This window comes from Prevotella sp. RM4 (assembly GCF_000701965.1).
Taxonomy (GTDB): Bacteria; Bacteroidota; Bacteroidia; order Bacteroidales; family Bacteroidaceae; genus Prevotella; species Prevotella ruminicola.
In genome coordinates this window covers 286,176-311,889 of record NZ_JNKG01000007.1, presented here as the reverse complement: position 1 = coordinate 311,889, position 25,714 = coordinate 286,176, and the positions used below count along the sequence as shown (strand labels likewise).

The window sequence follows — 25,714 nt, the reverse complement described above, 5'->3', positions numbered from 1 at the left end:
TTTTTCGGCAAAAAGTTTTGTATTTCGCAGAAAATTTGTAATTTTGCCGCATAAAACAAGACTAAAATCAGTAATTCTAACCCAAAAACATATGGGAAAGCAGAAAATAGACATCGAATATCCACTGGCCACAACTTCGCCAGCAATCATCTGGGAACAGATTAGTAGCGCTCACGGTTTGGAGCGCTGGTTTGCCGACCACGTGAACGAAGAGGATGGAGTTTTTACCTTTACCTGGGGAGAGCCTTGGACAGAACAGGATGTGCGACAGGCACACGTAGTTGACGCTATCAAGCACGACCACATCCGTTTAAAATGGGACTACGAGGACGAGGAAGACGACGAATCATACTGGGAAATGAGCATACAGAAGAGCGATCTGACCCACAACCTGAATCTGGTGATTACAGATTTTGCCGACGATGATGATATCGATGGACTGAAAATTCTGTGGGAGAGCAGCCTCGACCGTCTGCACCGTGCCAGCGGACTGTGAAAAGGTGAAAAAGATAAAAATATTATAAATAAGGTGTGATTCTTAATTTTTATTTGTAATTTTGCAGCCAAAATTGCAAAATAGCAAATGTTTCGAATCAAGAAGCTAGATATATTTATAGCCAAACAATTCGGCTTACTGTTCGTAGGAACGTTCTTCATCTGCCAGTTTGTGCTGATGATGCAGTTCCTGTGGCGCTACGTCGATGAGCTGATTGGTAAAGGTCTTTCGCTTGAGGTGATGGCCCAGTTCTTCTGGTACATGGGCTTGATGCTGATGCCTCAGGCATTCCCCCTGGCCATACTGTTGTCGTCGCTCATTGCCTTTGGTAACTTAGGTGAGAGCTCGGAGCTTACAGCCATCAAGGCTGCAGGCATATCACTTATGCAGGCATTCCGCTCGCTCATCATCATATCGGTGCTGATGGCAGGCATATCGTTCTACTTCCAGAACGTGGTAGGTCCACGAGCCAATCAGGACTTCTACCGCTTGTTGCTGGGTATGAAGCAAAAGAGCCCTGAACTTGAAATCCCCGAGGGCGTGTTCTACGACGGTATCCCAGGCTCGAACATCTACGTACAGAAGAAAGACCTGAACACAGGTATGCTGTACGGCATTATGATTTACCGCATGACGGGCAGCTACGAGGATCAGGCCATCATCCTGGCCGACTCGGGTATGATGCAGAGTACAGCCGAAAAGAAGCACCTGCTGCTTACACTGTATAACGGCGTGTGGAACGAGAACATGCGCTCGCAGGACCTGGCAGGTACAGCCGATGTACCCTACCGCCGCGAGACTTTTGTTACCAAGCGCATTGTACTCGACTTTGACAACAACTTCAGCATGGCCGATATCAACGATATTGCCGGCGATGCGCGTGCAAAGAGCTTAGGAAAGATTATGCACGATAAGGATTCGCTGCAGGAGTTTAACGACAGCGTGGGCCGATCGTACTACATAGATGGTAAGCGGTTCTACTTCAGAACCAACGAGGTATCGGCCAGCGACTCTGTCAAGATATCAAAGCTGGTAGCCGAGAACAACGAATCGCTCGACTCGATGTTCACGAAGCTGAACGATGGCAAGAAAAAATCGGTTCTGCAGACAGCTCTCAACAGTGCACAGTCGTGTGCTACCGATCTGGAGATGAAGGGCGCTTATGCCAACAGTCTGCATCGCTATTTCCGTACGCACCAGATTCAGGCCATCCTTAAGTTCACGCTGGCACTCACCTGTATCATATTCTTCTTTATCGGAGCTCCATTGGGTGCTATCATCCGCAAAGGTGGATTGGGCGTACCAGTTATTATTTCGGTATTGGTATTCATTGTGTACTACATTCTGGACAGTACCGGACAGAAGATGGCACGCGACGACCAGTGGACCGTGTGGTACGGTATGACGATATCAACCGTGGTACTGGCCCCTATCGCCTGCTTCTTTACCTACAAGGCTAACAACGACTCGGTGGTATTCAACATCGATATGTACAAGCAGGTGTTTATGCGCATTCTGGGATTGCGCACCCATCGCCACATCTATCGCAAGGAGGTGATTATCGAGGATCCTATCTACGCACTCGACTCGTACCACCTGCTGCAGATCAGCGAGCAGATCAAGCAGTACAGCGAGGAGCACAAGCTGCTGCATCTGCCTAACCCCATCCACGTATTCTTCCGTCCTGGCGACGACCAGACCATCGAGAAGATTGTGGGTCAGCTGGAAGATGTTATCGACGACTTGGCCAACACCAAGGACGCACAGATACTGGGCTACCTGAACCACTACCCCGTAGTGGCCACCCATGCCCACACCCGTCCGTTCCGCCGCAAGTGGCTCAACATTATTTCGGGTTTGATTCTGCCATTAGGCATATTCTTCTACTGTCGCATGTGCCGTTTCCGCCTGCGTTTGCGCAAGGATCTGAACCGCATTCTCGAAACCAACCAGTGGGTACTTGAGCGCGTGGCCGTATATGCGGCACCCGCCCCCAAAACCATGGAAGATTTGGAGAACATGCCATTTATAGCCGAACTGGTGCGTGATTCTGAGACAAGAAAACATAAGGATTAACTACTATATATATAAATAAGGTGTAAGAAAATGGAAGAGATGAAGTTGAACAGCATAGAAGAGGCCGTAAAGGACTTCGAGCAGGGTGAGTTCGTAATTGTAGTGGATGATGAAGACCGCGAGAACGAGGGCGACCTGATTATCGCTGCCGAGAAGATTACAGCAGAGAAAGTGAACTTCATGTTGAAACATGCACGTGGCGTGCTCTGCGCTCCCATCACCATTGAGCGATGCAAGGAGCTCGACCTGCCACATCAGGTGCAGGACAACACCTCGGTTCTGGGTACACCCTTTACCGTTACAGTCGACAAACTGGAGGGTTGCACCACAGGTGTAAGTGCCCACGACCGTGCCGAAACCATCAAGGCACTGGCCGACCCAACATCAAAAGCCGAGACATTCGGACGCCCAGGACATGTAAATCCTCTTTACGCCCAGGACAACGGTGTGCTGCGTCGTAGTGGACATACCGAAGCCGCCATCGATCTGTGTCGTATGGCAGGACTCTATCCTGCAGGTGCACTGATGGAGATTATGAACGAGGATGGTACCATGGCCCGTATGCCCGAGCTCATGGCCTTTGCCAAGGAGTGGAATCTGAAGATTATCAGCATTAAAGATATGATTGCCTACCGACTGAAGAAGGAATCGCTGATTGAGGTGGGCGAAGAGGTGGACATGCCAACCGAATACGGTCACTTCCGCCTGATTCCCTTCCGTCAGAAGAGCAACGGTCTGGAGCACATGGCGCTGATTAAGGGCGAATGGAAGGAGGACGAGCCCATCCTGGTACGCGTACACTCATCGTGTATGACTGGCGACATCCTGGGCAGCAAGCGTTGCGACTGTGGTGAGCAGCTGCACAAGGCCATGCAGGCCATCGAGAAAGAGGGCAAGGGCGTGGTGATCTACATGCAGCAGGAAGGTCGTGGTATCGGCTTGATGAACAAGATTGCCGCCTACAAGCTTCAGGAAGAGGGACTGGACACCGTGGATGCCAACGTGCACTTAGGCTTTAAGCCCGACGAGCGCGACTATGGTTGCGGTGCCCAGATGCTGCGCCACATCGGTGTGCACAAGATGCGCCTGCTTACCAACAACCCCGTGAAACGCGTGGGATTGGAGGCTTACGGCCTTGAGATTATCGAGAACGTACCCATCGAGGTTACTCCCAACCAGTACAATCTGCGTTATCTGGAGACCAAGAAGAACCGTATGGGACATACGCTCCACCTGAAATAACTCACAATTTGTCGCAAATTCACCTTAGGAAAGTGAAAAAGTGGCACATTTATTTCGTATTCAAAAATAAAATGCGTAATTTTGCACAAAATTTTTAATCATATGGCACAATTATCTAATCGTCTGCAGCGTCTGGCTCCATCGGCCACGCTGGCAATGTCTCAGAAAAGCTCCGAAATGAAGGCGCAAGGTATCGATGTTATTAACATGAGTGTTGGAGAACCCGACTTCAATACCCCCGACGCTATTAAGGAAGCTGCTAAGAAGGCAATAGACGACAATTTTTCACGTTACTCACCAGTACCAGGTTATCCCGATCTGCGCAAGGCCATCGTAGCTAAGCTCAAAAACGAGAACCAGCTCGACTATACTGTAAACGAGATTCTGGTAAGCAACGGTGCCAAACAGAGCGTGTGCAACGCCGTAATGGCTCTTGTTAACGACGGCGAAGAGGTGATCATCCCCACCCCATACTGGGTAAGCTATCCCCAGATGGTACTGCTGGCTGGTGGTACACCAAAGTTCGTAGAGGCCGGTTTCGACCAGAACTTCAAGATGACTCCCGAGCAGCTCGAGGCAGCCATCACCCCCAAAACACGCATGATTATCCTCTGCTCGCCCAGCAACCCTACAGGCAGCGTGTACAGCAAGGCTGAACTGAAGGCGCTGGCAGATGTAATCCTGAAGCACGACGACCTGTTTGTGCTGGCAGATGAGATCTACGAGCACATCAACTATATCGGCAAGCACGAGAGTATCGCCCAGTTCCCAGGCATGAAGGAGCGCGCCATCATCGTAAACGGTGTATCAAAGGCGTATGCTATGACAGGATGGCGTATTGGCTACATTGCCGCCCCAGAGTGGATTGTAAAGGGCTGTAACAAGCTGCAGGGCCAGTATACCAGTGGTCCATGCTCAGTAAGCCAGAAGGCCGCTGAGTTTGCTTACGTAGCCGACCAGCAGTGCGTAGAGGATATGCGCCAGGCATTTGAGCGCCGCCGTAACCTCATTGTCAAGCTGGCTAAGGACATCCCCGGACTGGAGGTAAACGTGCCCGAGGGCGCCTTCTATCTGTTCCCCAAGTGCAGCAGTTTCTTTGGCAAGAGCGATGGTGAGACAACCATCAATAACTCTACCGATTTTGCTATGTATTTGTTGGAAAAAGGTCACGTAGCAACCGTTGGTGGTGATGCGTTTGGCGACCCTGAATGCTTCAGAATGAGCTATGCTTTGAGCGATGAAAACATCGTAGAAGCAATGAAGCGCATCAAAGAAGTGGTAGCAAAACTAAAATAATTCGGAAATTCATAGTTAAAATGTATTAATTAGGCTTGTATTCCGCTTTATTTTGCTACTTTTGCGAGGTGAAACAAATCTTTATTTATTTATAATAACTAAAAAATTAATTATTTTATGGCAACAACAACAAAGGCTGCAGCCCCAGCCAAAAAGAATTCGGGCTTTGGTGGTATTAAGGCAGCATGGATTATCCTGGTAATTTGTGCATTAGCTGGTTATGGTGTATGGTACTTCGTAATGGGTAACCCCGACAACTTCGTTGGTGGCGATCGCAGCGGTCATCCTGCAAACCTGCTGGGTACTGTTTATAAGGGAGGTTTCGTAGTAGGTCTGATCCTGACTCTTCTCTTCACCGTTATCTGCCTGGGTATTGAGCGTTTCTTCGCTATCAAGACCGCTTCTGGTAAGATCAACCTCGCTAAGTTCACTGCACAGGTTAAGGAGCTCATCAAGGCTCAGAAGTTCGACGAGGCTGACAAGCTTTGCGACAAGATGCAGGGTTCTGTAGCTAACGTAGTTAAGGCTTCTATCGCCGCTTATAAGGACGTTGAGGGTAACGACACTCTGAAGAAGGCTGCTAAGGTTGCTAAGATCCAGCAGGCTCACGAGGAGGCTACTCAGCTTGAGATGCCTACTCTGCAGATGAACCTCCCAATGGTTGCTACCATCGTATCTCTGGGTACTCTGACCGCTCTGTTCGGTACCGTACTTGGTATGATCGGTTCGTTCCAGGCTCTGTCTGCTGGTGGTGGTGCTGACTCTATGGCTCTGTCTGCAGGTATTTCTGAGGCTCTGGTTAACACAGCTTCTGGTATCTTGACATCATGGGTAGCTACCGTAGTTTACAACTTCTTCTCAAACAAGATCGACAAGCTGACATACGCTCTCGATGAGATTGGTTACACAATCGCCGCTACATACGATTCTAACCACAACGAGGCTTAATTTTTTACCATTCATTTATTAACGCATTAAAGCAATTAGAGAATGGCAAAAATTAAGATACAGAAAAAAGACATCTGGATTGACATGACGCCAATGTCAGACGTGATGACGCTGCTTCTGTGTTTCTTTATGTTGACTTCAACATTCTTGACACCAGAACCAGTTCAAGTCACAGCGCCTAATTCTGTGTCTGAGGTTAAGATACCAGAGCAGGATGTGCTCAACATTCTGGTAACTCCAGAGGGACGCATCTTCTGTGGTACCGAAAACAAGAACAACATGCAGGCCATGTTGGAGACCATGACAGACAAGTTTGGTATCCAGCTGAACGCCAACCAGATCAAGCACTTCCGCGAGGATGCTATGGTTGGAGCTCCAATGGCTCAGCTTGGTAACTATCTGAACCTCGATACAGAAAAGATGGGTGAGGCAATCCAGAAGCTCGGTCTGCCGCTTGATAGTATCAACGGTGGTAAGAGCGAGTTCCAGGAGTGGGTTACAGCAGCCCGCGAGGCTAACCCCGACATCAAACTCGCCATCAAGTGCGATTCTAAGACTCCTTATGCTTCAATTAAGAAGTTGATGTCAGAGCTCCAGGATATGAGCGAGAACCGTTTCCAGCTGATCACGAATCTCGATGTTAAACGTTTAAACGACTAGTAGTATTATGGCAAAAAAGAATCTATCAAAGCAGAAAAAGATGGATACCCGCGTGAACTTCACGCCAATGGTAGACATGATGATGCTTCTTATCACCTTCTTCATGCTGTGTACTACACTGGCTAAGCCGCAGGCTATGCAGCTTACCATGCCGTCAAACGACGACACCAAGCAGATGAACGAAGAGGATAAGCAGGTAACAAAAGCTTCTCACACTATCACACTCTATCTGGGTGCTAACGATAAGGTTTGGTATGTAGCTGGTCTGCCCAACTACGACGATCCTTCATGCGTAAAGCCAACCAGCTATGGTAAGGATGGTATCGAGAAAGTTCTTAACGAGCACACTACTGAAGAGGGTGTTAACCCTGTAGCCAAGATTAAGATGGCTAAGAAGGAGCTCGATGCTAAGAAGAATGAGTATAACTCAAAGATGACCGACGAGCAGTATCAGGAGGCTCTGAAGAAGCTGAAGAAGGGTGAACTGCCCTCAGGCGAGAAGGTGCCTACTATGACCGTCATCATCCGTCCTCTCAACTCAGCTACCTATGAAAATATGGTTGCTGCGCTCGACGAGATGCTCATTAGCAATATTGATAAGTATGTGATTGACAATGTCGACAAGATGAGTGACGACGATAAGGCTCTCATCGAGAAGGCAGGCGTCAAGTAACCCCTAAAATGTAGAATAGACTATGGCAAAAATAGATCTTATTGACAACAGCTGGGTTGACCTCGTATTCGAAGGTAAGAACCAGGCATACGGAGCTTATCAATTGCGCAAGAGCACAGGTACACGTAACCTGAAGGCACTGATCACAATGTTCGTTGGTTTTGCTATCATCGCAGCCATCGTCATCGCTAAGGTGTCTATCGATAATTACATTGCCTCTCGTAACGCTGCTATCGAAACCGACGTAGAGCTCGCCAGTCTGGCTGAGAAGAAGGAGGCTAAGGTAGAGCGCAAAGATGAGCCCGAAGTTGAGAAAATTGAGGTAGAGAAGGTAAAGAGCTCAGTAGCCTTCACCGTTCCTGAGATTAAGAAAGACTCTGAGGTTAAGGAAGACCAGGAGATGAAGTCACAGGAAGAACTTCAGGAAACTAACACTGCAATCGGTGCATTCGATGTAAAGGGTGACGACGATGCAGCTGGTGAGGTACTGAAGGTTAAGGAAACTATCGCAGAACCCGAGCCACCAAAGGTTGAAGAGACCAAGGTATTCGACGTGGTAGAGGAGATGCCTCAGTTCCCTGGTGGTAGCTCAGCTCTGTTCGAGTATCTGTCTAAGAATATCAAGTATCCAGTAGTAGCCGAGGAGAACGGTGTACAGGGTCGTGTAGTTGTAACCTTCGTTGTAGAACGTGATGGTTCTATCACCGACGTTAAGGTTGTAAAGAGCGTTGACCCATCACTCGACAAGGAGGCACAGCGCGTTGTTAAGTCAATGCCACACTGGATTCCTGGTAAGCAGAACGGTAGCGCAGTACGTGTAAAGTACACCGTACCTGTAACATTCCGCCTGCAGTAATTGCTCAACAAATTTTGAAATGAACGCATTCAACAAAATATATCATTTAGTTGGATTAACACTGATATTAGGCTTGTTCCCTGGATGTGGGAACAAGCCTAATCCTGAAAAGGAGCAAGCATATCAGAAGGCTGCCAGCATACTGACGGCCGACGAAAGTTTCTTCCCCATCATCGATGAGGAACTATATTATTTTACTAATCAGACCCTCGACTCTATCACACCCGTTTACATCAACGAGCAGGATGCAGTTAAGAAGCTGATGAAACAGGAAACATGGTTGGCATTCACCACACGCGACTTTACAAAGAAAGAGCGCCAGGACCTGATTGCCCAGAAGTTCCTGCCAAGAGCCATCCCCATCGCTTACGACGGACTGGCCATTATCGTAAACAACTCAAACCCCGACTCGTGCATTACCATCAAGGATTTTGCACGTATCCTGAAGGGCGAGATTACCAAGTGGGACGAGATTTACCCACAGAACAAGCTGGGAGTCATCGACGTGGTATTCGACAATCCACTCTCGAGCACCGTTCGCTGGTGTGTTGACTCTATCCTTGGTGGCAAACAGTTTAAGGCTCCAAACATTGGAGCTGCCAAAACAAGTGCTGCCGTTATCGACTATGTTGAGAACCACCCCAACTCACTGGGTATCATCGGTTCGAACTGGCTGAACGACAAGCGCGACACCACCAACGTTACCTTTAAGAAGAATATAACAGTGATGGGCGTTTCAAAGCTCGACTCGGCAACGAAGCATAACAGCTGGAAGCCCTATCAGTACTATTTATATAATGGCAACTATCCCCTGCGCCGCACTATCTACGCCCTGCTGAACGATACCCGCAACGGTGTACCAAGCAGCTTTACACACTTTGTGCAGCTACCCAAGGGACAAAAGATTATTCTGCGCTACGGATTACTGCCACGCACAGCCAATATGAACGTTAGAGATGTAATAGTAAATAATAAATAATTTAAACCAAATTCTAATCAAAACGTCATAAAAGAGAGAACAATAAACAGAATGTAGAACTTAAAAACAGAAATTATGAAAGCAATTAAATATCTAGTTATGGGTGCGTTGCTGACAGGTTTCAGCGCCACCGCTAATGCACAGGAAGCAGAGCTCAATGCAGCTCTCGACGGTATTAAGTCAAAGGCTCCCAATGTAGCCGAGTTAGCAAAAACTGCCTACAAGAAGAACAAGAAGGACGCTGCTGCGCTGATTAAGATTGGTCAGGCCTTCTATGCTCAGAAGGACACAGCAAATGCCCGCTTGTTTGCCAACTACGCTAACGAAGCTGGTAAGCCTAAGTATCAGTTTGCTCCTGCCTATCTGCTGTTAGGCGACATCGAGTCGGCTTACGGAACAGATGGTGGTAAGGCTGCAGGTTACTACAACCAGGCTATCACTTTCGACCCAAAGAATCCTGAGGGTTACAAGAAGTGGGCTATGGTATATCGTAAGATCAGCCCAAGTCAGGCTGCCAAGAAGCTGCAGGAAATGAAGGCTCAGTGCCCCAACGAGGATGTTGACGCTATCACAGCTCACATCTACATGCTGGCAGGTGATGAGAAGCAGGCTTACGAGAACTATGCCAAGGCTAACATCGGCAAGCTGGATAAGTTGGGACTGAACGAGTTTGTACGCGCCAGCTACTTCACTGGTCACTTCCAGGATGCACTCCGTGCTGCCGAGGCAGGTATCAAGCTCGAGCCACGTAACCCAACATTCAACCGTTTGGCTATGTTCTCAAACTACGAGCTGAAGAACTACGAGGCTGCTAAGGCTTACATCCACAAGTACTTCTTCGAGACCGATAGCGCCAAGGTATCTGAGTACGACCACTTCTACACAGCTCTGATTTATCAGGCTCTGGAGGATAAGGCTAACATGTACACGCACTATGACAAGGCTCTTGAGCTGGTTAACGATCAGTCAATGATCAAGCGCTGGGCTATCCTGAAGAGCGTATCTGACTCATATCTGAAGGACAAGGAGTTCGACAATGCCATCAAGTACTACGATCAGTACCTGGCTTGCAAGCCCGATGTAAACTCTGACGATATGGAAGGTGTTGCTAAGATCTACTCTAAGTATGCTGACGAGGACGAAGCTCGCAAGGCAGAGTTCATCAAGAAAGCTATCGAAGCTTATCGCGCTATGGCCGAGAAGTTCCCTGTACAGAGCACATACGCTGCTTACCAGTGCGCTACAATGAACAACAAGCTGGATAAGAACGGTGAGAAGGGTCTTGCTAAGCCCGACTACCAGAAGGTTGTAGAGCTGCTCGAGGCTAAGGCTGATCGCACTAAGGGTGAGGACATCATGCTGAAGTATAGCTTACACTACCTGATGTCGAACGCTTTCCTGTATGGTAAGAATAAGGCTTTGGCTAAGGAGTATGCAAACAAAATTCTGGCTATCGACCCAGAGTATCCTGCTGCTAAGCAGATTCGTGATCTGAAGTAATTCAAGCATTACAATACAAAGAAAGAGGTGTTCAGCAATGAACATCTCTTTTTTTTGTGATTATTTTCCAATAAAGAAAACAGGTGTTTCCTTATTGGAAACACCTGCTATACTTTCAATATGTCCTATCTTATTAGGGAAGGCTGATAGCCTCAGAGGGACAAACAGAAGCACAAGTACCACACTCTGTGCAGAGATCGGGGTTGATAGAATACTTCTCACCCTCAGAAATAGCCTCTACTGGGCACTCACCCTGACATGTACCGCAAGCGATGCAGTCGTCACCAATTACATATGCCATAATTCTTAATCAATTAAATTGTTAATACTGTTAATACTCACTTTTAATGATGCAAAGGTACGATAAAATTTTGTTCATACCAAACTTTAGGTAGAAAATTTAAGTAATTTATACAATGTCGAAATAAGATTTTATATAATAAGATGACCATTTTTGCGTTATTATATATGTATGAGACTTAGAATTCTATCCATCATAGCAGCACTCTGCATCGCCACAAGCTGTGTAGCCCAACGACGATACGTGATACAGCACAAGCCATATATCGACTTGCGCCCTATGCACTTTGGTATTGCAGTAGGCATGAACCTGCAAGATATTGAGTTTGAAACCGAAGCTCCAATCGTGTCCGATGCCGACCGCTGGAATACCGGATTCTCGGTAGGTGTACTGGCCGACATGCGCCTATCCAGCAATCTGAACCTGCGCATCGTACCCACCATGCACTTTGGTGCCAAGCACCTGACCTTGCACAAGTTGGACGAGACAGACACGCATGGTAACCCAAGAACTGAGACACAGGACCTGAAGAATACCTATCTTTCGGTACCCGTCGACCTGAAGTTCTCAGCCCAGCGATGGAACAATATCCGCCCTTACATGCTGGCAGGTGTTAACGGCATGGTGAATCTTACCAACAAGAGTCAGGAGATAGTGCAACTGCAGCGTACCGACCTGATGCTGGAAGTTGGCTTGGGATGCGATCTGTATCTGCCCTTCTTCAAACTGGCACCCGAATTGAAGTTCTGCTATGGATTAGGCAACAGGATCGACAAAAGTCACGTAGCCGATATCAAAGACGACTATAAAAAAACGTATGCCAACTCGATTAAGAGTGGGCATACGAAGATGATTGTATTAACGTTCTACTTTGAATAAACTTACTTCTCGAACGTAAGCACCATTTTGCCGATAAACACGCCGTGCTTACCATTCTGGTCGTCAGGAATCTGCTTGCCTGTCTTATCTGGTGCGTACTCCAGTGTGGGCATGTAAGTGTGCGTATGTCCACCCAGCACCAAGTCGAGTCCCTGCACCTCGCTCATAAACTTATGATCGGGATACTCAGAAATCGCCCAACCTAAGTGTGAGAGACAGATAACCACATCGCACTTCTCGCGACGGCGCAGGATATCGATATACTTCTTAGATGTCTCAATAGGATCGAGAAACTTTACGCCCTCGCAGTTCTTATTAGCCACCAGGCCCTTCATAGGAGCACCCAGGGCATAAACACCAATCCTCAAGCCATTACGCTTCAGGATGACATAATCCTTTACCAGACCTTCGCAAGGTGTACCTGTAAAGTCATAGTTTGAACAAACTACAGGGAAATTAGCCATACGGAACAGCTTGGCCATATTCTCCAATCCAAAATCAAACTCATGATTACCGATGGTAACAGCATCGTAGCCCATCTGATTCATCAAGCCAATCTCAACCTCACCCTTGAAGAGGGTATAGAAACCAGAGCCCTGCGAGAAATCGCCTGAGTCGAAGAACAACAGATCAGGATTCTGACGGCGCTCTTCCTTAATCATATTAATACGACGTATAAAGCCACCGCGACCTGCCAGATCCTTATTATCAAGATTCTCGTTAAGCGGCATAATGCACGAGTGGGTATCGTTGGTGTGCAGCACTACAAGCTGCTTCTTGGTTTTAGCGCTGGCAGAAACAACAGCCAGGAGCGCAACCATTATAATAAGATGAAATTTACGCATAGCTTACTGGATTTTAATACGTCCTTCAACTTTAGAATCTACTTCAACACCACGAGCCTGATGATCCTTGAAATAGTTCATAATCAGGAATCGGGTGTTATTGCTCTTTGCATCGGGGGCGATAATATCCCTACCCTCTTTAAGTACAGGCATACCATCATTGCCCTCAATCAGGTAATTGATAGTAGCAATACGATAATCGGCCTTGGGGTCGATTTCCTTACCATGCAGCTTACCCGACAGCAGTTTGCCATCCTCAGTGGCCACAATCTCTACGCCATGACTTACACCCTCGCCACCACGATGAGCAATCTGGGCATACAGCGTAAGAACCTGCTCGCCTGTAAGTGTAATAAAGCAAATCTTGTTCTCGAAAGGTGCCACATCAAGCACATCGCCATAGGTTACCTTACCCTTTGTCAGGTCGGCACGTATTCCACCCATATTGTAAATACCCAATACAGGATCCTCGCCATAATCCTTACCCGACCATACCAGAATATCAGCCAGGAGATTAGAAAGATCACTCTCAGGACGTGTGGCATGCATGTTACGTGCCACGGTACCAACAATGGGCCCCATAATACTGTCGTTTACATGCTTGTAAGGCTCAAGAAACTTCACAGCAGCCTCATCAGGATTCTGATCGTAACGACTGTCTACAATCACGCGAGTGCGCTCAATACCAGTAAGTTGGAATTGTTTGGGTGCACACGAAAACAATAATAAAGAGGCTAATGAAGCATAAAAAATATGTCTTTTATCCATCTCAACTTAATTTAATGGTGCAAAAATACAAAAAATATCCGAAATATTTCTTTGATTCCAAAAAAAGTTGTACCTTTGCACCCGCTTTTCGGCGTAATCGCTGGCAGGAAGTTTCGTGAGGCCTGTTATGTTGCGTTGGAACGATACAACAATTTTATTAGTTATAAAGTACAATGGATTTAATTAAAGTTGCTGAAGAAGCATTTGCAACCGGCAAGAAGTTCCCAGAGTTCAAGGCTGGTGACACAATCACTGTCGCTTACAAAATTATCGAGGGTTCAAAGGAGCGTATCCAGCTCTATCGTGGTGTAGTAATTAAGATTGCTGGTCACGGTGACAAGAAGCGCTTCACTGTACGTAAGATGTCAGGCACCGTTGGTGTAGAGCGTATCTTCCCAATCGAGTCTCCCAACATTGAGAGCATCGAGGTTAACAAGGTAGGTAAGGTTCGCCGCGCTAAGCTTTACTATCTGCGCAAGCTCACTGGTAAGGCTGCTCGTATTAAGGAGAAGCGCCACAACGTTGGTGAATAAAAAAGAAAAAGAGGCTGCACCTAAGTGTGCGAGCCTCTTTTTTTATTCCCCATGCAAGGCATGTTGAAAATCATCCCAACTCTGAAATCCTGCCAACAGCGCCAAACGGTCGAGTGTTTTCTTATCAGGTTTCTTCAGAATCTCCTTCTCTACTGCCTCCAGCAGCTTTCGAAGCGCCAATCGTTTCTTCTCCATGTTAATAATTTAAGTTTGGTGCAAAATTACAAAATTATTTTGTACCTTTGCACACAGAAATAAAAAAAATATCGCAAAAATGAAAGAATTAGCACTCAAGTACGGATGTAATCCCAATCAGAAGCCCTCGCGCATTTTCATGACCGAGGGTGAGCTACCTATCGAAGTCATCAACGGTCGTCCTGGATATATCAATTTCCTCGACGCTTTCAATGCCTGGCAGCTTGTTAAGGAGCTGAAGGCTGCTACCGGTCTGCCTGCAGCAGCTTCGTTCAAGCACGTTAGCCCTGCCGGTGCTGCAGTTGGTCTGCCTCTGAGCGACACACTGAAGAAGATCTACTTTGTAGATGACGTGAAGGACCTTGATGAGAGCCCCATCGCTTGTGCTTATGCACGTGCCCGTGGTGCCGACCGCATGTCGAGCTATGGCGACTTTGTAGCTCTGAGCGACACCTGCGATGCTACCACCGCCAAACTGCTGAAGCGTGAGGTGAGCGATGGTGTGATTGCACCCGATTTTACTCCTGAGGCTATCGAGATACTGAAAGATAAGCGTAAGGGTACCTACAACGTAATTAAGATTGATCCTAACTACGTACCCGAGCCTATCGAGCGTAAGCAGGTATTCGGCATCACCTTCGAGCAGGGTCGTAACGAGATTAAACTCGACGACGATGCACTCTTCGAGAACATGCCTACACAGAACAAGACCTTTACTGACGAGGCTAAGCGCGACCTGATTATCGCACTTATCACTCTGAAGTACACTCAGAGTAACTCTGTATGCTACGTAAAGGATGGTCAGGCCATTGGTATCGGTGCTGGTCAGCAGAGCCGTATCCACTGTACACGTCTGGCTGGTAACAAGGCAGATATCTGGTGGCTGCGCCAGCATCCAAAAGTGATGAATCTGCCTTTCATCGACAATATCCGCCGTGCTGATCGCGATAACACCATCGACGTATATATCTCAGAGGACCACGATGATGTACTGCGTGATGGCACCTGGCAGCAGTTCTTCAAGGAGAAGCCCGAGGTGCTGACGATGGAAGAAAAGAAGGCTTGGATTGCACAGAACACCAAGGTGGCTCTGGGTAGCGACGCTTTCTTCCCCTTTGGTGACAATATCGAGCGTGCTCATAAGAGCGGCGTAGAGTTTATTGCTCAGGCTGGTGGCTCAGTTCGCGACGACAATGTAATTGAGACTTGCGATAAGTATGGCATCGCAATGGCATTTACTGGCGTTCGTCTGTTCCATCATTAAACATTAAAGATTAAACATTAAACATTTTAATGGACGATTTTCAGAACATTCTTGAGAACGGCATCAACTTCGGACGTGGAGGTGACAAGCCGAAAGACGATGGCAAGGTAAAAACCAAGGCCAAAAAGAAAAAGTATATCACTGGTGCTCATGGTAGTGGCTCTGCAAGGCAGAAAGCCAAATACCGTGAGCAACGGGCAAACAGACATAAGAAATAACTTTCTCTAAATAAGGAACTAATGAAACTACTAAAACTACTATTCGCAGCAACCCTACCACTTCTGAGCACGAGCAATACTTTTGCTCAGAAGTACGTAGGTGGCGATATCTCCATGCTACCCAAATACGAAGAGGCTGGCGTGGCATATAAGGATCAAGCAGGTAATACAGTAACTGATGTACTGGCATTCTTTAAGCAAGAAGGCCTGAATGCTATGCGTGTGCGCTTGTTTGTCGACCCGAGCAAGGACAACGACAAGGCCGTATGTCAGGATCTGGAGTATGTAAAAACCTTAGGCAAGCGCATTAAGAACGCGGGCTTAAAACTAATACTCGACTTTCATTATAGCGACACCTGGGCCGATCCTGGCAAACAGTGGACACCCGATGCGTGGAAATCGCTTACTGACGAGCAACTGAACACCAAGATTTACGAGTACACCAAAGATTGCTTGGAGCAGTTGACAGCCGCAGGGGCAACACCCGACTTTATCCAAACAGGCAATGAGATTTCGTTCGGCATGCTATGGGGCACCAAAGCTGTAGCTGATGGCAATAACACCAATCGCTGTTATACCAACTCGCCCGCAGCCAACTGGACGCGCTTTATCAGCCTATTGAAACAGGCAGGCAAGGCTTGTCGCGAGGTGTGTCCTGAGGCCAGAATCATTATCCATAGTGAACGTACCCCAGATACCGATGTGCTTGCAGATTTCTTCGACCGCATGAAGACAGCCTCGCTCGATTTCGATATCATCGGTCTGAGCTACTACCCTGCCTATCATGGCGATCTGAACCAACTCGAAACGGCCATCACAACCTTGGAGAACAAGAATTATGGCAAGGACATCATGGTGGTAGAAACTGGCTACAGCTATGCATGGGCATTAAGCGAGACCACATTCGATTATAGAGCCACCTACCCTTACAGCGAAGAGGGCCAGCGACAGTTTACCGCCGACCTTGTGACGATGCTGAACAAGCACGAATCAGTAAAGGGCCTGTTCTGGTGGTGGATGGAAGATAACGGAGAAAAAGGTGTTACTGATGGTTGGTGGAACGCAGCCTTATACAATCACAAAACAGGGCAACCCTACGCAGCCTTCTACGAGCTGAAGAACTTTGCCAACAGCAGTACCGGCATACAAGGTGTTAAGAATGGTAGATGCGAGGATTGTGCATGGTACTCGATGGATGGGAGGCGATTAGCCAGCACGCCATCCAAAAACGGCATATACATCAAGAACAAACAAAAAGTAGCTTTTCGCAAATAGAAAAGCTACTTTCTGTTTTGATGCCTTAGAAATTCAACTCCTTACCTCGATAGAACTCTAACAGGGCTTGCTGGTAGAGATTCTCGTAACGGGCCTGAACCAGATCCGACTCTGATTTCATATAATTATTCTTAGCCTCGTTAAACTCCGTGATAGTAGCTTTACCATTCTCGTACTTAGCCTGTACCAGATCGAAGGCATCCTTCGAACTCTTAACAGCCTCAGCAGAGCTCTGAGTCTTGGTCTGCGCATTCAGGGCATTATAGTACACCTGCTGAATCTCCTTATACAGGGTTTTCTTGGTGTTGTCGAGCTGCAGCTGTTGATTAGCCTGATCTACACGTGCACTACGAATGCGATTCCGGGTAGAGAAACGATTGAAGATAGGCACACTCAGATTTAAGCCGATATACTGACTGAAGTTGTTCTCCAACTGCTTACCCAAACCATCTGACTTGAGACCTGAAGTGGTGTAGTAGTTAGTACCCAAACCGCCACTGAGCGAGAGTGTAGGATAGTAACCTGCCTGAGCAATCTTAATGCTATGAGCAGCACCCTTCAGTTTTAACTGCTGTGAGAGAATCTCTGGTTTGATACCAAGCGCCTCTGCATAAACCTGATCAGGAGTAACAATATTAACCAGATTGGCAATCATATCCAAATCTTCTTTGGTTGGACGATTAATTGCAAAGCCCTCAGGTGTATCAAGTTCCAGCAGTTGGGTTAGCGTCAGGACGGCCAGACGCATATTGTTATCTGCCTGAGTAGCAGTCAGCTTACTGTTGGCCAGAGTAGCTTTCTGCTGTGAGAGTTCAACACCACTGGCCTTACCATTATCAACAAAAGCCTGAAGTCGAGCCACCTGAGCAGAGTCGATGGCTATCTGGCGATGAGCCACATCAGCCATTTCCATATCGTACAGAATCTGCACATAAGCCTGAGCCACCTGCATACGGATATCGTTCTTAGCCTTCTCCAGATCAGCAGTAGCTGCTTCGAGATTCAACTGATTCAGTTTAATCTGGTTGGGGATCTCGAAACCTGTGAACAAAGGCATACTGGCACCCAACTGTAGCGATGTGCTACTGGTATTCTTGTTGGTATAGGTATTATCCATTGTCAAACCACGTCCGAACGAGAAGTTCTGACTTACACTACCGCTCAAATCAGGCAAACGCGAGTTCTTGGCAGTAGAGAGTTGAATCTCCTGCTGTCGGCACTGGTTCTGCTGCTGCTTAATGCCAATGTTATGCTCCACAGCATATTCACAGCATTCACGCAAGCCCCATGCCTTCTGGGCACTAGCAGTACCAAGGCCCAGCGAACCAATCATCAATGCAAAAACATATCTTTTCATAATCGCTTATTTTTCATTATCGTCTGTAACAATCTCTGGGCCACGTACCTTATCCTTGGCAGTTATACCCTTCTTAATCTCAATGTTCACACCGTCAGAGAGACCTGTTTCAACAAAAGTGCGATCGTAGGTTTTATTTTTGCCTTTACCTTTGATCACGTAAACAAAGGTGCTGTCGCCACTAAACTCGATGGCACTTTCTGGGATGCAGAGCACCTTGTCGGCCTTGTCCAACACGATTTCGGCATTAGCACTGTAGCCAGAACGGATTTTTCCACCCTCTACAAGTTTTACAGCGGCCTTAATCTCAAACTGGTTGGTACCGTTGCTCTCGATAGCCTTTGGCGAGATGTATTCCAATGCAGCATCAAACTTCAGGTCCTGCAGGGCACCAATCGTAATCTTCATATTCATGCCGTTAACCAACTGTCCTACCTCAGTCTCATCGATATTACCACGGAAAATCAAATCCTTCATATTAGCCACTGTGGCAATCGTGGTACCATCGTTAAAGGTATTCGACAGGATAACCGAATTACCCACCTTAACAGGGATATCGAGAATGACACCGCTAATGGTAGAACGGATGAGAGTTGAAGAAGCTTTAGCATTCGACTTCGACACACCATCGCGCACCACTTCGAGAGCATCCTGTGCAGCCAGCTTTTCGTGCTTGGCCTGATTCAGGCTAATCTTAACCTTATCAAACTCATCAGCACTCACCAGTTTCTGGTTAAAGAGGTTCTCCTCGCGCTGGAAATCGGTCTGAGCCTGCTTCAGGTTGATCTCAGCCAGACGGACACGCATCTCAGCACTCGACAGCTGGGCCATATCAGGAATCACCTTAACCTTAGCTATCACATCGCCAGCGTTCACATAGTCGCCAGGCTCTTTCAACAATTCTGAGATGATACCAGAGATCTGGGGTTTGATATTCACCTCGTTACGGGGTTCAATCTTACCTGTAATAATGGTGGTTTTCTGGATGCTGTCGAGCTTTGGAGTAAACTCGTTGTAAACAACTTCCTTGGGCTGGCTCTTCTGCCACAGGAACACGAATGTTCCGATGAAAATCAACGCGATAATAGCGGCGATAATCAGTTTGCTGTACTTTTTCATACTTTTATAGTTTTTATTATTTATATTCTATTTTTTTGCTAATTTTACTCATCTCGCATGGCATCAACGGGCTTGATGCTCATGGCTCGAGCGGCAGGGGCTAATCCAGCTAACAAGCCAAGCGAGCTTACGATAAAGGCGCAGAATATAGCCGTCCAGAAGGTCACCTGGAAGTGAATACTCACGATGCCATCCTCTGTATTGGCCATTTCGAGCATCTGCAGTATCATGACGGCAAACAGGATGCCGCTCATACCTGCCACAAGCGTTAGCACAATGCTCTCGCTGATAATCTGCGATAGGATCATCTTAGGGGTAGCACCGATGGCACGACGGATACCGATCTCTGTGGTACGTTCCTTAACCGTTACCATCATGATGTTCGACACGCCTATGGCACCAGCCAAAAGGGTTCCAAGACCAACCAACCAGATGAGGATATTCACACCCTTAAACAGATTATTAATCAACTGGAACATCAGTTCGGTATTAAATACAAACACCCCTTGCTCGTCAGTAGGATCCACATAGTGCGCTCTGGCCACCGTCTCACGGATACGTGGTGTGATTTTACTCATCAGCACACCTGGGCGACCAATAGCAGCAATGACGTCAACGGCGTTACCACGATTAAAGGCAGCCTTCATCATCGTGATGGGAATGGTGACTCTCTCTTCTGATCGACCACCAATAGAAATACCGCCTGCACTATAATCGACACCCACTACCTCGTAATAGGTGGAATCCACACGTATTTTCTTTCCGCAAGGGTCGCCACCTTCCTTAAACAGGTCTTTGTATATCTTCTTACCAATCACGCACACCTTGCGCTGTTCCTGTATGTCCATCTCGTTGATGAAACGTCCATAGTACATCTTTGGTGCGATGATTTTCACCATCTCAGGCACGGCACCCTGCATATTAGGTGTGGTCTTCTGGTCGCCATAGTAGGCCGTCGAGCCACGTCCCATCAGGATAGGAGCCACAGCTTCCAGTTCAGGAATCTGCTGTTTCAGGCGTTCCACATCCTTATAATCCATATACCAGCTGCGCCCTTTACGGAACCCTTTATAGGGTTTCGAGGTCTGCTCGGCACCAACAATCACGGTATTCTGCGCAAAGCCTTCGAAATTGCTATACAACTTCTCCTTCACGCCCTTTCCGCCTCCCATCAGGGCAACAAGCATAAACACGCCCCAGAACACACCGAAACCGGTGAGGAACGAACGCGACTTGTTTCGCGTCAGCGTGTCGATGATTTCTCTGTATGAATCTATATCTATTCTCATAATCAGTCAGCTCTTAATGCCTCAATAGGGCGAATTCTACTTGCTTTATAGGCAGGAATAAGTCCTGCGATAGTACCTGCAATCACCATCACCAGTGTGGCCTCGATACAAACATCCAGTCCCACGGTAGGGTTAACAAACAGTGTAAGCTTCTCAACTCCCAGGTCGGTAACCTCATGCCCCAGCGTTGCGTCCATATACTCATTAGCAAACACACCACACAACATGCCAACATAGCCAAACAGGGTGGTGATAATAACACTCTCGACAATAATCAGTCGCAGGATACTCCAAGGCTTTGCACCAATAGCCTTACGGATACCAAACTCGTGGGTGCGCTCCTTAACGGTGATGAGCATGATATTACTTACGCCCACGATACCAGAGAGCAGTGTGAAGAGTCCGATGACCCAAAGGAAAGTATGGATGATATCTATTCCTTTCTCCATCTGCTGGCTTTGAGCATAGTTATTCCATATCCAGATGCCGCGATCATCCTCAGGGTGAATCTGGTGCATACCATTCAGTCGGCGACGATAGTCCTTCTCAAAGGCCTCGTTGGCATCCTCAGAGGTCAATCCCTTGAACGTGAACTCGATGCTGCCCAGACTAGGTGTATCGGCGCCATAAATACTCTTGATAGCAGTGTAAGAAGAATAGGCTCTGCCATTACCTTCGCCACGGCTCTTGTAGATGCCAACAACCTTGAACGAGATATCGCCCACCTTGATATACTTGCCCAACAACGTTTTATAGTCCTTAGGTTCCAACTCCTTAGCCTGGTTATCACCGAGCACAATCACCTTACGGCGCTCCTTCAGGTCGATATCATTAATGAATCGGCCGCATAGCATGTGCTCTTTGACAATCTTGGTATGAATAGGATGTACACCTGCGATACGGAGATTCATATAGTTCTCGCCATAGCTGGCAGTGCCACTGGTGAAATAGTTGGCTCCCACCTCATCAATATTCTCAGTAAACTCTGTCCGAGTGGCTTCCAGGTCCTTCACGTTCAACTGTATATCGCGCCCTTCCTTCAAACCTTTATAGGGCATCGAAGTCCAACCGCCATCAACCTCCATCGAGTTGGTCAGGAAGTCGCCGTTCATCTTCATCGTGGCATTGATGAGACCGTTTCCGGCTCCCAGCAGCACGATGATCATAAAGATGCCCCACGCCACAGCAAATCCCGTGAGCGTAGTACGAAGTTTATTCCTTCGCGCTGTCTGCCATATTTCAGTTATTATATCGTGCATAATCTTTATTCTTTTGCAACGGACTACAGGACTTTACGATTTTTCCTTAGTCATTAAGTCGTGTTGTCCGTTGCTAAAAATACTACTTCATTAAACCTCCGCTGCCAAAAGGACTAGCGTTATGATCGAGATTCTCTTCTATCTGTCCGATGATGCCATCCTTGATGTGAACGATCTTATTAGTCTCGTTAGCCACACCGCTCTCATGAGTTACCACTACGATGGTCATGCCATCCTCCTGGTTCAGCTTCTTCAGCAACTGCATCACCTCCACAGATGTCTTCGAGTCGAGAGCTCCTGTAGGCTCATCGGCCAGGATAATCTGTGGACGGGTGATGAGTGCTCTGGCTATTGCCACGCGCTGTTTCTGTCCTCCCGACAGCTCATTGGGGTAGTGCTCGGCCCAATCGGCCAAGCCCAGCTTATCCAGATATTCCATCGCCATCTGGTGACGCTTTTTTCTGGATACCCCTTGGTAGAATAATGGCAACTCAACGTTTTCCACGGCGGTCTTGAAAGAGATGAGATTAAAGCTCTGGAAAATAAAACCTATCATCTTGTTACGATACTCAGCGGCCTTACGCTCCGAGAGGTTCCAGATGGGAGTTCCGGCGAGCTCGTAGCTCCCTGAGTCGTAGTTATCCAGAATACCTAAGATATTCAGCAGCGTACTCTTACCTGAGCCCGAAGCACCCATGATGCTGACGAACTCACCCTTTTCAATATCGAGCGAGATACCCTTCAGCACATGTAGTGGCTGGGCACCCTGATAGGTTTTGTTGATGTCTTTTAAATGTATCATTGTTATTTTTACCTTAGTTGATTTTTACAGTTTGACGTAGCTTACTCGCCAAAAGTTGCATTATATGCATTTTTAACATCTTCTAACGTGATGCCTAACAGCTGCATTTGGCGGAACAATTCTGGCAGTCGCTCTTTCACGAACTCCTGCTTGCGCGCCTTCAGAATCTGCTGTTTGGCACCTGGAGTAACAAAGTATCCCAGTCCACGCTTGTTGTAGATGATTTCCTCGCGCGCCAACTGTTCGTAGGCTTTTACAGCGGTATTAGTATTCACCTCGAGCAGCACGGCATACTCACGTACGCTGGGGATGCGATCATCGTCTTTATATACACCCGAGAGGATTTCCTCACACAGTCGGTCGGCCATCTGGATGTAAATCGGTTTATCATTTGTAAAAGTCATAATTCATCCACTTATTAGTAATTAACTCAAATCCCTTGAAGATATGGAACGATAACCAGTAATTCACAAAAGAGAAGACAGCGAAGAATGCTGTAAGTACATAGGTCATGGCGCCAACCCCCTCTTCCATCACATCAGCTGTATAGTAAGTATAAAACATGCTTCCGCCATGATGACGCTTAAACCATACAAATGCTGTAATGCCTGCCACAAGTACAATGCTACTGATTACGAATGCATACTTGCGGAACAGCGTGCCACCAAGGGTATAGAAAGAGTGCAGCCATACGAGTCCACTCACCAGAAATGCCAGAGACATCAGGCGATAACCCAATGAATGATATGAACTTATACCATCAAATGTCATCATCTTAACCACTTCCGGAAAAACAAACGAATTCCACGAATCACCATAGAACAGAGCACGGAACACTACACGCAGCGTATCGCCTACGATAAACGACAGGTGCATCATCACGAATCCTGATACGGTAGCAAAAACGGTTGCTGCCAAAAACTTCTCTAAGTTGGTAGCAGGCAGCATGAGGAATGCCTGGCGACGGGGTTTCTTATCCAACTCAACAAACAAATTACAAATACCTACCACTACACCTATTATGATGTAAACCACAAAGAATCCACCCAAAATGCCTGTAGTATGAGTCTCCTGTGGCGTAGTAGTTTGTATCATAGCGCGCACCATCAACTCGCCCATAGCAACACCCAGTGTGAGTCCCAAGGTCCACATCAGCAATGAGCGGAAGTTTACGCTAATCATCCAGCGCAAGGCCCTCCCAAATCTATTAATATCGAAACTATTCATAACCTTCAAATGTTTACAAATTTACCAATGTTCTGAGTTCTGCAGAAGATTCTGTACGACAGCCAGTAGTTAACGATGGCCCAAATGCCGTAAACTGCATCAGAGATATAAAGCAGCGTAATAGCATCACCGTGAATCATATCAAACTGATTTTCGTAAGAAATAGGGAACAACCATGTTTGTACCATCGACAAGAAGATGAGCACCAATAAGGTGAAAATCCACGAGTACTTGTGCGAACGGAAGAAGGTGGCACCAAGGGCGAAACATGACTGAAGCCAAAGAAACATAATAATCAGGGCATTAATAACCGTAACCTTCTTTGAGCCAATGGCTTCCCAATTAACTGTGAAAGGATTTAAGCGACCGAACAGAGCGCCTGTTACAAACTGCGGATTGTTACCTATCAGCCAGTTAAAAACATACTGCACCAAGTCGGCCCCAAAGAAAGCTACAAGCGTAAGACCCAATACATATATCCAAGTGGTGTAGCGCATCAGGTATTTCTCGAAATTCGAGGCTGGCAACAACAACAGAGCCTGCATATCGTGTTTCCCTTTCATGCTGTTAAACATCATCGATGGGCCTAAGGCTACTTGAATAAAAAACATCATCACCACAACCACGCAACAAGGTTTATAACCTGTATCAGCACCTTTCAGCCAATAAAAACTTGTGGTAAAGAATAAGAATATCAGCGTAAGCACCACAAACATCTGGAGCAGCGTGCGCATGTAGAAGTGCTTGTCGTTAATGAGCGACCAACGAGCCACCTTTCCAAACCTATGTATATTAAACTGTATCATAAGATTTAATGTTTAATCTCTAAATTTTACCCTCGTTGACTGCATTAAACAGCAACTCCAAATTAACCTGAGTTTCAGCACTATCCTCCTTGCGTGGTGCAATCACGGCATTACCCTGCAGCGAAGGCTCGGCATAGAGCACATCGTCCATCTCGGCAGGCGTACGATACTCAAAGGTAAACTTCTCCTGGATATCAGCCACACTGGCATTCAGCAACAACTTCTGTGGACTCAAAATAAGGATATGATCCAGCAACGATTCAACATCGTGTACCTGATGGGTAGAGATAATGAGCGTACGATCGCCAGTCATATACTGGGTAACCACCTTACGGAACTGACTCTTCGAAGGGATATCCAGTCCGTTGGTAGGCTCGTCCATCAGCAACACACGGGTGTTGGTAGCCAAGGCAAAGGCCATAAACACCTTTTTCTTCTGTCCCATCGAGAGGGCATTCAGCTTCAAGTCGCTACTCAACTCAAAATCCTTCAGACAGCCCTCCAGTACGGTGGTGCTGAACAAGGGATAGAAGGGACGGTTGATCTTTACATACTCATCGAGCGACATAGCGGGCAGGTCGAACTCCTCAGGAACGATAAAGATATCCTGCAGTGTTTCAGGGTGGCGCAGCTTGGTCTCGATACCATCAAAGCTTACAGTACCCTTCTTGGGGCGCAGCAGTCCAGCAATCAGGTAAAGCAGTGTGCTCTTACCTGTACCGTTCTTACCCAGCAGACCATAAATATTATCCTGCTTCAGTTCCAGACTGAAATCATCGAATACCAGGTTCTTACCACCTGCGTACTTAAAACTGATGTTGTTTACCTCGATCATAATTCTATTTAATTTT

28 protein-coding genes are annotated in these 25,714 nt (G+C 47.0%); 15 read left to right on the top strand and 13 right to left on the bottom strand.

All coding sequences use genetic code 11. The features are described from left to right. The first annotated feature begins 91 nt into the window (after positions 1-91). The 10 genes from T499_RS0102500 (at position 92) to T499_RS0102455 (ending at position 10,726) form a co-directional block, all read left to right on the top strand. A complete protein-coding gene (locus tag T499_RS0102500; RefSeq protein ID WP_013063194.1) occupies positions 92-496 on the top strand; it encodes an START-like domain-containing protein in 405 nt (134 codons plus the stop codon). Positions 497-583: 87 nt separating this feature from the next. Next, complete coding sequence (locus T499_RS0102495) at positions 584-2,572, top strand: LptF/LptG family permease (RefSeq protein ID WP_013065150.1); 1,989 nt, start codon at positions 584-586, stop codon at positions 2,570-2,572. Positions 2,573-2,602: 30 nt separating this feature from the next. Next, complete coding sequence (locus tag T499_RS0102490; protein ID WP_033149616.1) at positions 2,603-3,814, top strand: bifunctional 3,4-dihydroxy-2-butanone-4-phosphate synthase/GTP cyclohydrolase II; 1,212 nt, start codon at positions 2,603-2,605, stop codon at positions 3,812-3,814. Positions 3,815-3,916: 102 nt separating this feature from the next. Then, on the top strand, positions 3,917-5,110 hold the full coding sequence (locus T499_RS0102485; protein WP_013063435.1) for a pyridoxal phosphate-dependent aminotransferase: 1,194 nt from the start codon (positions 3,917-3,919) through the stop codon (positions 5,108-5,110). Between the two features lie 117 nt (positions 5,111-5,227). Then, on the top strand, positions 5,228-6,058 hold the full coding sequence (locus T499_RS0102480; RefSeq protein WP_033149615.1) for a MotA/TolQ/ExbB proton channel family protein: 831 nt from the start codon (positions 5,228-5,230) through the stop codon (positions 6,056-6,058). A gap of 42 nt (positions 6,059-6,100) precedes the next feature. Further along, positions 6,101-6,718 (top strand): ExbD/TolR family protein, encoded by a 618-nt coding sequence (locus T499_RS0102475; RefSeq protein ID WP_013065030.1) that lies wholly within the window; start codon positions 6,101-6,103, stop codon positions 6,716-6,718. A gap of 7 nt (positions 6,719-6,725) precedes the next feature. Next, positions 6,726-7,391 (top strand): ExbD/TolR family protein, encoded by a 666-nt coding sequence (locus T499_RS0102470; protein ID WP_013064302.1) that lies wholly within the window; start codon positions 6,726-6,728, stop codon positions 7,389-7,391. Positions 7,392-7,413: 22 nt separating this feature from the next. Then, entirely contained in the window at positions 7,414-8,247 is an 834-nt protein-coding gene (locus T499_RS0102465) for an energy transducer TonB (RefSeq protein ID WP_033149614.1), read from the top strand. 19 nt (positions 8,248-8,266) lie between these two features. Beyond that, positions 8,267-9,226, top strand: a complete 960-nt coding sequence (locus tag T499_RS0102460) for a PstS family phosphate ABC transporter substrate-binding protein (RefSeq protein ID WP_033149613.1) — start codon at positions 8,267-8,269, stop codon at positions 9,224-9,226. Positions 9,227-9,301: 75 nt separating this feature from the next. Beyond that, complete coding sequence (locus T499_RS0102455; protein ID WP_157054479.1) at positions 9,302-10,726, top strand: tetratricopeptide repeat protein; 1,425 nt, start codon at positions 9,302-9,304, stop codon at positions 10,724-10,726. A gap of 133 nt (positions 10,727-10,859) precedes the next feature. Here T499_RS0102455 and T499_RS14385 read toward each other — a convergent pair whose 3' ends face one another. Next, on the bottom strand, positions 10,860-11,027 hold the full coding sequence (locus T499_RS14385; protein ID WP_013065171.1) for a 4Fe-4S binding protein: 168 nt from the start codon (positions 11,025-11,027) through the stop codon (positions 10,860-10,862). Between the two features lie 171 nt (positions 11,028-11,198). Here T499_RS14385 and T499_RS0102450 point away from each other — a divergent pair, with 171 nt between their 5' ends. Continuing rightward, complete coding sequence (locus tag T499_RS0102450) at positions 11,199-11,906, top strand: type IX secretion/gliding motility protein PorT/SprT (protein WP_052173313.1); 708 nt, start codon at positions 11,199-11,201, stop codon at positions 11,904-11,906. Positions 11,907-11,908: 2 nt separating this feature from the next. Here the strand turns inward: T499_RS0102450 and T499_RS0102445 are convergent, their stop codons facing one another. Both T499_RS0102445 and T499_RS0102440 read right to left on the bottom strand, forming a co-directional pair. Further along, positions 11,909-12,751 (bottom strand): bifunctional metallophosphatase/5'-nucleotidase, encoded by an 843-nt coding sequence (locus tag T499_RS0102445; RefSeq protein WP_033149611.1) that lies wholly within the window; start codon positions 12,749-12,751, stop codon positions 11,909-11,911. A 3-nt stretch (positions 12,752-12,754) separates the two neighbouring features. Beyond that, on the bottom strand, positions 12,755-13,519 hold the full coding sequence (locus T499_RS0102440; RefSeq protein ID WP_033149610.1) for a 5'-nucleotidase C-terminal domain-containing protein: 765 nt from the start codon (positions 13,517-13,519) through the stop codon (positions 12,755-12,757). A 173-nt stretch (positions 13,520-13,692) separates the two neighbouring features. Here T499_RS0102440 and rplS point away from each other — a divergent pair, with 173 nt between their 5' ends. Then, positions 13,693-14,052: a 50S ribosomal protein L19 gene (gene rplS / locus T499_RS0102435; RefSeq protein WP_028907484.1), complete on the top strand. Its 360-nt coding sequence runs from the start codon at positions 13,693-13,695 to the stop codon at positions 14,050-14,052. Positions 14,053-14,094: 42 nt separating this feature from the next. Here rplS and T499_RS14575 read toward each other — a convergent pair whose 3' ends face one another. Then, on the bottom strand, positions 14,095-14,247 hold the full coding sequence (locus tag T499_RS14575; RefSeq protein ID WP_155267466.1) for a hypothetical protein: 153 nt from the start codon (positions 14,245-14,247) through the stop codon (positions 14,095-14,097). A 70-nt stretch (positions 14,248-14,317) separates the two neighbouring features. On the opposite strand from T499_RS14575, the gene T499_RS0102430 reads away from it, so the two are divergent. The 3 genes from T499_RS0102430 to T499_RS0102420 are packed head-to-tail and all read left to right on the top strand — an operon-like array spanning position 14,318 to position 17,004. Next, entirely contained in the window at positions 14,318-15,511 is a 1,194-nt protein-coding gene (locus T499_RS0102430; protein WP_255327358.1) for a phosphoribosylaminoimidazolecarboxamide formyltransferase, read from the top strand. 29 nt (positions 15,512-15,540) lie between these two features. After that, the gene (locus T499_RS0102425) at positions 15,541-15,729 is read left to right on the top strand and encodes a hypothetical protein (protein WP_013064993.1); all 189 of its coding nucleotides are present in this window, start codon (positions 15,541-15,543) and stop codon (positions 15,727-15,729) included. Positions 15,730-15,750: 21 nt separating this feature from the next. Next, complete coding sequence (locus T499_RS0102420) at positions 15,751-17,004, top strand: glycosyl hydrolase 53 family protein (RefSeq protein WP_033149608.1); 1,254 nt, start codon at positions 15,751-15,753, stop codon at positions 17,002-17,004. 25 nt (positions 17,005-17,029) lie between these two features. Here the strand turns inward: T499_RS0102420 and T499_RS0102415 are convergent, their stop codons facing one another. From T499_RS0102415 to T499_RS0102375, 9 genes are all read right to left on the bottom strand, one after another. Beyond that, positions 17,030-18,361, bottom strand: a complete 1,332-nt coding sequence (locus T499_RS0102415; protein WP_033149607.1) for a TolC family protein — start codon at positions 18,359-18,361, stop codon at positions 17,030-17,032. A 6-nt stretch (positions 18,362-18,367) separates the two neighbouring features. Then, complete coding sequence (locus T499_RS0102410; protein WP_033149606.1) at positions 18,368-19,480, bottom strand: efflux RND transporter periplasmic adaptor subunit; 1,113 nt, start codon at positions 19,478-19,480, stop codon at positions 18,368-18,370. Positions 19,481-19,524: 44 nt separating this feature from the next. Further along, positions 19,525-20,769, bottom strand: coding sequence for an ABC transporter permease (locus tag T499_RS0102405; RefSeq protein ID WP_033149605.1), 1,245 nt, complete (start codon positions 20,767-20,769; stop codon positions 19,525-19,527). A gap of 2 nt (positions 20,770-20,771) precedes the next feature. Continuing rightward, positions 20,772-22,028: an ABC transporter permease gene (locus tag T499_RS0102400; protein ID WP_033149604.1), complete on the bottom strand. Its 1,257-nt coding sequence runs from the start codon at positions 22,026-22,028 to the stop codon at positions 20,772-20,774. A gap of 82 nt (positions 22,029-22,110) precedes the next feature. Beyond that, on the bottom strand, positions 22,111-22,830 hold the full coding sequence (locus T499_RS0102395; RefSeq protein WP_033149603.1) for an ABC transporter ATP-binding protein: 720 nt from the start codon (positions 22,828-22,830) through the stop codon (positions 22,111-22,113). Positions 22,831-22,871: 41 nt separating this feature from the next. Continuing rightward, entirely contained in the window at positions 22,872-23,234 is a 363-nt protein-coding gene (locus T499_RS0102390; protein ID WP_013065157.1) for a GntR family transcriptional regulator, read from the bottom strand. Continuing rightward, positions 23,218-24,057, bottom strand: a complete 840-nt coding sequence (locus T499_RS0102385; protein WP_157054478.1) for a hypothetical protein — start codon at positions 24,055-24,057, stop codon at positions 23,218-23,220. The genes T499_RS0102390 and T499_RS0102385 overlap by 17 nt, the downstream gene beginning before the upstream one ends. A 5-nt stretch (positions 24,058-24,062) precedes the next feature. After that, a complete protein-coding gene (locus T499_RS0102380; protein ID WP_033149601.1) occupies positions 24,063-24,863 on the bottom strand; it encodes a hypothetical protein in 801 nt (266 codons plus the stop codon). Between the two features lie 19 nt (positions 24,864-24,882). After that, a complete protein-coding gene (locus T499_RS0102375; protein WP_033149600.1) occupies positions 24,883-25,698 on the bottom strand; it encodes an ABC transporter ATP-binding protein in 816 nt (271 codons plus the stop codon). Positions 25,699-25,714 lie beyond the last annotated feature (16 nt).